At 66.1% G+C, this 985-nt stretch carries 1 protein-coding gene; it reads left to right on the top strand.

Annotated features, from left to right (window positions below; translation table 11 throughout):
• Positions 1–985, top strand: a 985-nt coding sequence (ccsB, locus tag DID98_RS35470; RefSeq protein ID WP_124572244.1) for a c-type cytochrome biogenesis protein CcsB, incomplete at both ends; no start/stop codon positions are given.

Raw genomic sequence — 985 nt, forward strand, 5'->3', positions numbered from 1 at the left:
ACTACGACAAGGCGGTGATGATCGGCACCGTGCCGGCGCTCGTCGTGCTCGGCTGGCGCTGGAAGCCCGCGCGGCTGATGATGGCGTCGATCGCCGCGCTCTCGCTGCTGTCGATCCAGATCTACCAGGGCGATCTCGCGCGCGCCGATGCGGCGTTCTTCCTCAAGTACTTCCTGTCGAGCCAGTCCGCGATCCTGTGGATGAGCGCGCTGTTCGTGCTCGCGACGATCTTCTACTGGATCGGTCTGCTCGCGCGCTCGGAGTCGGGCGCCGCGATCGGCCAGAAGCTCACGTGGGTCGCCGTGCTGATGGGCTTCACCGGCCTGATGGTGCGCTGGTACGAGTCCTACCTGATCGGCGCCGACGTCGGGCATATCCCGGTGTCGAACCTGTACGAAGTGTTCGTGCTGTTCAGCCTGATCACCGCGCTGCTCTACCTGTATTACGAAGGCCACTACGGCACGCGCGCGCTCGGCGCGTTCGTGCTGCTGGTCATCAGCGCGGCCGTCGGCTTCCTGATGTGGTACTCGGTCGCGCGCGACGCGCAGCAGATCCAGCCGCTCGTGCCGGCGCTGCAGAGCTGGTGGATGAAGATCCACGTTCCGGCGAACTTCATCGGCTACGGCAGCTTCGCGCTGTCGGCGATGGTGTCGGTCGCGTACCTGATGAAGGAGCGCGGCGTGCTCGCCGATCGCCTGCCGACGCTCGAGGTGCTCGACGACGTGATGTACAAGTCGATCGCGGTCGGCTTCGCGTTCTTCACGATCGCGACGATTCTCGGCGCGCTGTGGGCCGCCGAAGCATGGGGCGGCTACTGGAGCTGGGACCCGAAGGAAACCTGGGCGCTGATCGTGTGGCTCAACTACGCGGCCTGGCTGCACATGCGCCTGATGAAGGGCCTGCGCGGCGCCGTTGCCGCCTGGTGGGCGCTCACCGGCCTGCTCGTGACGACGTTCGCGTTCCTCGGCGTCAACATGTTCCTGTC

This window comes from Burkholderia sp. Bp8984 (assembly GCF_003853755.1).
Lineage (GTDB): Bacteria > Pseudomonadota > Gammaproteobacteria > Burkholderiales > Burkholderiaceae > Burkholderia.